Raw genomic sequence first — 5,899 nt, 5'->3', positions numbered from 1 at the left:
CTGCTGCACGGCCAGCCAGATCGCCCGGGCGTCCGCTGCATCGCTCTTGTTGCGGATGTTGAACGCCTTGACGAATTCGGCCGGCATCAGCTTCACCTCGTGCCCCAGCTTAGTGAGTTGCCGTGCCCAGTGTTGTGAACCGCCGCACGCCTCCATTCCAATCAGGCAGGGTGTACGGTTCGCGAAGTACTCAAGGAACTTTGCCCGTTTGATCGGCCTGTTTACGATCTCGCCAGTTTCCTCATCAACGTAGTGCACCTGAAACACGCTTTTGGCGATGTCAATCCCTACTGGCGTAAGCTTCATGTCGGATACTCCGGTTGCCTGTCAAGACCTACATGATCTTGCATTGGCTGCCTCTTGTGCCGTCGGCCCGTGACGGTCCCCTTTTCTTCTATCGGCCGCCAATGCTCACGGGTGGGAGGCGTTCATTTCATTGAGTTCGATGCCTGAAAGGATGATGCGCGCGCAGCGGAAATTCCTGAATCCCATCATCGGCCTGATGAGGCGTTTGATGGCGCGATGATCCTGCTCGACCACGTTGTTCAGATACTTCACCTGCCGGATCGTAATGGGCGTTTCGCGCCCGGCGTTGAGGGACTTCAGCGCCGCCAGATTCCCGCCGCTCTTATCAATGGTGACGGTATGCGGCTCGCCGTTGCGCCCGATGGCCTGCCTGAAAAAGCGCTGTGCCGCGGCCCGGTCACGATGCGCACACAGCAGGAAATCGACCGTCTGACCGTGCCGGTCCACGGCCCGGTACAGGTACTTCCACTGTGCGCCCACCTTCACGTACGTCTCGTCCATCCTCCAGCTGCGGCCCACGGGGCGCTTGCGTTTGCCAAAGGCATTCTCCAGCAGTGGCACGAACCGTATTACCCAACGATGCACCGTCGAATGGTCAACCTCAATGCCCCGTTCGGCCATCATTTCTTCAAGGTTGCGCAGACTCAGCGAATACGCCACATACCAGCGCACAGTCAGCAGGATCACCTCCAGCGGGTAGTGCAGACGCTTCAGGCGTTTGCGGAAATTCGACGTCTCGAGTTGAAGATGGAGCGGTTTCATACCCTCCAGCTTACCCGAACATGCCTATTGCGACGGAACCCACGAGACCACCATGTACAGCACGAGCGCCCGTTCGACACGGTCCATGTGCGAGAGCTGCAACGCTTCCACCTTGCAGGCGTTCTTCAGCACATGGAAGAACATTTCGATCTCCCACCTCGCCCGATACCAGTCGATCAGTTCGATCACCGCATCGAGGTCGTGCGCTTCGCGGTTGGTCACCAATCGTCACACCACAGGCTTCACGCCAGCAGGTGTGCCGCTCCGGCCGGATTGTCACTGCTTTTCTGCCTTACTTTGTAGCTTGAACCCGAAGGACTGGTTGATGGCTGCGCGCGTGCTGGGCTGCAAGCCATGCTGCCGGATCCCCTCGTTGACTGCCTGTTCAAGCGCCGCAGGTCGTGCACCCCGACCGCTGTCCGCCGGCACCAGTTGAGACCATGACTGACCCTGCTCTTCCAGATGCACCAGGAACCGGTTGACGCGAGAGCGGTATGCCTGATCCAGTTCTTCGGGCAGATCCTTCAGCAGATCCTTGTGCTCCTGAAGTTCCGGTGCAAGCCGGACTTTTTTTATGCCGCCTTGCAGTTTGAGCCCGAAGGCCTGGTTGATGGCCGCGCGCGTGCTGGTCTGCAAGCCATGATGCCGGATCCCCTCGTTGACCGCCTGTTCTAGCGCGGCAGGACGCGCGCCCGCGCCGCTGCCCGCGGGCACCAGTTGCGACCAGGACTGACCCTGCTCTTCCAGATGCACCAGAAACCGGTTGACGCTGGAGCGGTATCGATGATCCAGTTCTTCGGGCAGATTCTTCAGCAGATCCTTGTGCTCCTGAAGATCCGGCGCAAGCCGGACTCTTTGTATATCGCCTTGCAGCTTGAACCCGAAGGCCTGGTTGATGGCTGTGCGCGTGTTGGGCTGCAAGCCATGATGCCGGATCCCCTCGTTGACTGCCTGTTCAAGCGCCGCAGGACGCGCGCCCGCACCGGTGCCCGCGCGCACCAGTTGCGACCAGGACTGACCTTGCTCTTCCAGATGCGCCAGGAACCGGTTGACGTTAGAACGGTATACAGGATCCAGTTCTTCGGGCAAATCGTTCAACAGATTCTTGTGCTCCTGAAGATCTGGCGCAAGCCGGACTTTTTTTATGTCGCCTTGCAGCTTGAACCCGAAGGCCTGATTGAGCGCAGTCCGCGTGTTGGTCGGCAAGCCATGATGCCGGAGCCCCTCGTTGACTGCCTGTTCAAGCGCCGCAGGACGCACACCCGCACCGCTGCCCGCGGCCACCAGTTGCGACCAGGACTGACCCTGCTCCTCCAGATGCGCCAGGAACCGCTTGACGCTGGAGCGGTATCGATGATCCAGTTCTTCGGGCAGATCCTTCAGCAGACCGATGTGTTCAGGTAGTGTCAGCACGAGCCGTGCATGGGGCTTTGCGCGACTGCCGCCCGGGAGGGGGGGCGCAGGCAGTTTACGCCCTAGTGCATTCAGGCTGTCATGGATCCGCTGCTCGGCATCGGAAAGCGGCAGTCCATGCGCCTGCTCCGCGTAGGCCCAGTCGACCAGCGCCGTGCCTGCCGGGTCCGCCCTCCGGTCCAGATTCGCGAGTACGTTGTCCACCTCTTCAACTGACAACTGCGGCAAGCGCTGTGGTTCTGGGGCTCCGCCCTTCAGACCCGGAGCATTCCGGGCCTGCTGCCATTGGCCCTCGCGGTGCTCCAGACGGATCGTCCGCTCCCGGGCATTGCCACTGGCGTCCACCGGATTCCATACCACATACCCATCACTCGAGGCGGTCTCGTCTTTTGCAACCCGGTACAGCTTCGCTCCGATCTGCGCGTAGTGCGCCAGCGTTTCAGGATCCTGCCATGTCCCGCCCTCCGAGCGACGCATCGCCACCGGCCGCTTATCCTCTGGTACGGGCGCGAGTCGTTCGACCAGTCGTTGCGTCTGCGGACTTAAAGGCGCGGCTTCCTCGCGGGGCGCGACCAGCGCAAAGGGGTCGCCCACGCTGCCGTGTTCACCAGCCTTGTCCGTGAGCATCAGTGCGCGGTCATCAATTCCCAGGTCTTTCAGTGCGCCCAGGCTGTGCTGCGCCTGCAGGCGTACGGCCGCCGGCATCTCATGCTGGGAGAAAGTATGCGATGCAACTTTCCCCTCCGCCAGCACCGAATGGCCCACGACACGGCCGCGCGTGAGCAGATGACCTTCTCCTTCGGTCACGAAGTCCAGCCCCAGGCCGATCGTCCCACCGACCGCCTCGGCCGTGTCGTTATTGGCCACCCCGTCGGCAATGATGTAGCCCGCACCGACAAACGGTATCAACGTAACGAGCGCGGTTTCCGTGCGCTTGCCATCTCCTGTTGCGGCGCCTTCGATCGCGTTATATACATTCGAAACCAGTGGCACCGAGCTGATAATCTCGTCGATATCACCGCGCGCGATGCCCTCCGTGAATCCGATGATGTTTGAAATGACCGGCATGTTATCCAGCCAGTGCCGCAGGTCGGGGGGCGATTGTTCGGGTGGCGCCTCGTACTGCGCGACCAGGTCACTGATCTCCTCGGCAACGGTGTCTGCCGTGACGGGCACGTCTTCCCGGCGCAGCGCCAGGCGGGCACGTGCGGCAAACCACGGATGCTGGGGCAATTCCGCCTTGAACCGGGCTTCGGCTTCCCGAAGCATGACTGCCGGATACAGCCAGATTTCGTCAGGCGTGTCATCCTGCCCTCCCGGCACAGGCAGGCGCAGCGGAAGCACCCCAAACTCGGGACGTCGCGCATAATGCAGGAACTCGTCGAGGATGCCGTTTAACTGATCCTTTCCCCGGCGCCCCGTCAGCGCCAGATCGTGTCGGGATATGCCCGTCTCCTGTGCCAGCAGCTCCAGCGCCACCGCTCTGCTGTCGAAGAGCGGCGGCCCGGCCGCTTCAGTGAGCAGGTCATTCAGGCAATCCTTCAGTTCGTCCAGTCGTTGCGAAGCCGGTCCATGCAGCTCAATGCCATGGGTCTTGACCAGATGCAATCCGAACAGGATTTTCGGATCAATCAGGGTACTGTCCGGCGAGGGCCATTGCTGCGCCAGTGCAACGAACGCCGCCCCCAATGCTTCGCGGGACGCATACGGCTGCGGTGCAGCCTCTCCCCGGGACAGAACCGCCGTCTTCAGCACGGACGCCATCGAATGCTCAAACGTACCGAACGGGTACTGGGTGTCCTGGCCGTGTGCATCCAGCCAGTCGACCACCATCTTGCGGCGCACCGGTTGCTCCTGGGCAGCGAAACCGGGCAGCCGCATCACGGCCGCATTACTGGCCAGGTCATCCACACTCCTGCCCACCGCATTGACAAGCGCATTGCCATCAAAATAGATACCACTGGCATGCTCGTCGGACCCAAGATTGCCCGGCAGGAACAGGCGCTGTTGCAGGCGATCCTTACCCAGCGCCGCAGCGAAGTCCTGATGCCGCTCAATGCGGGTGCGGCGTGAGCTGTTCACGCCTGCGCCATTCGCGTACAGCGCCGATGCCTCGTCGAGCCGTTCCGCTCCGATCAGTCCGGCAAGAAACGCGGGCGTGATGTGCACATTGGTGTCAAGCACCGTGAAGATATGCTCGCGCTGCGTGATGTCCACTCCATGCAGGTTCAGCACCGCAAGCAGGGCCGATGTCGGTGTTTCGATCCGTGAAGGTGCCCGCGCCAGATCCAGCCACGCCCCGGTCAGGTTGGCCGCTGGCATCTCTGCAGGCGAGCCCGTCGCACTGCGCACCTGCCGCGCTGCGGGACTGGCCCGGGCCTTTGTGAACACAACCGGGTTCCCGGCGCCTTTGGCGCTCCGTGTTCCACCGGCCTCCGGAAAGAGCGCCCCATACCATTCCATGGCTTCCCTGATGCTCCTTTCCAGCTCCGGGCTGGCGGATGCAACAGGCCGGCCAGGACCGTTGCGGGCAAGCCGGCGAAGCGCTTCGATCCGGGCGTCGGGAATGTTTTTATTCTCATTCACCGGCCTCATTGCGGTCCCGGCGGGATCGCTGGACAATGATCCGGATGCGGGGTATTGCCCCACCAAAGCCTGGGTAATGCTGCGAGTCATACCTGTCCCGTGATGATCTGAAGAGGGAGTTCGCCATACAAACGCCGGGGGAGCGACCCGCGCCCCAGACTTCGACGCGTCAGGCCGGCACTGCCATCCGCGGCGCTCACACCGTCATCGACGGGCAGACGCATCACCCCGTTGGGAAACGGCACTGTCGCACCTGCCGTGATCCTCGGAGCGCCCCGCATCGCCCGGCTCCCCATGTCAGGGCGCGTGGATCTTATCCCGCGTCCCCTGCGCGCTCAAGCACGACTACTCAGTCCCTTTTCGCATCCGGACCTAATGTACAGCGGCAGCTCAGGGAATGGCGAGCGCAGCAGGCGCATAAACACTAATCTCCTTAGAGATTGGGCGCACACGAAAGCGGGAAGCCTTGGGTTCCCGCTTTTTTTGGTGCCGCTGGGCGGCCGCCGATCACTGCAACCAAGCCATCCCCGAAGTCATCACGTGGTTCGTAGCGGCAGTGTTCGCTATCACGGCCGTCGCGACGAAATTCGGCACGGCCGCAACCTGATTAAAACGACTCGCGGCAATGAGTGGTCGCTGTTGGGCGTGAACGCCCTTGTTAAGAGGGTCGATGCACCGTGCGGTACGCAAATGACAAAGGGGCAATCCATGTAGGGAAAGCCCCTTTCGTCACTGCTTAACTATTGCCCGCGTGGAACCTATCGAGACGGAAGCATGCGATGCGACTTTGCCCACGCGCGCAACGCGTCATTGACGCGCGTTTGCCATCCAT

The 5,899-nt window shown here is 61.7% G+C and carries 2 protein-coding genes and 2 pseudogenes; all 4 read right to left on the bottom strand.

Annotated features, from left to right (window positions below; all coding sequences use genetic code 11):
* The coding region (locus tag HV796_RS39790; protein WP_175233230.1) for an IS110 family transposase at positions 1-306 on the bottom strand (306 nt) is incomplete at its 3' end.
* A gap of 123 nt (positions 307-429) precedes the next feature.
* Positions 430-1,068 (bottom strand): annotated as a pseudogene (locus HV796_RS39785) (IS6 family transposase); the annotation flags it as partial.
* A gap of 39 nt (positions 1,069-1,107) precedes the next feature.
* Positions 1,108-1,329: pseudogene (locus tag HV796_RS39780) on the bottom strand (transposase); the annotation flags it as partial.
* Between the two features lie 15 nt (positions 1,330-1,344).
* The gene (locus HV796_RS39775; protein WP_217478190.1) at positions 1,345-5,067 is read right to left on the bottom strand and encodes a hypothetical protein; all 3,723 of its coding nucleotides are present in this window, start codon (positions 5,065-5,067) and stop codon (positions 1,345-1,347) included.
* Between the last annotated feature and the right edge of the window lie 832 nt (positions 5,068-5,899).

Origin of the sequence: Paraburkholderia humisilvae (assembly GCF_902859855.1) — a bacterium.
Lineage (GTDB): Bacteria > Pseudomonadota > Gammaproteobacteria > Burkholderiales > Burkholderiaceae > Paraburkholderia > Paraburkholderia humisilvae.
This window is presented reverse-complemented; position numbering and strand designations above follow the sequence as displayed.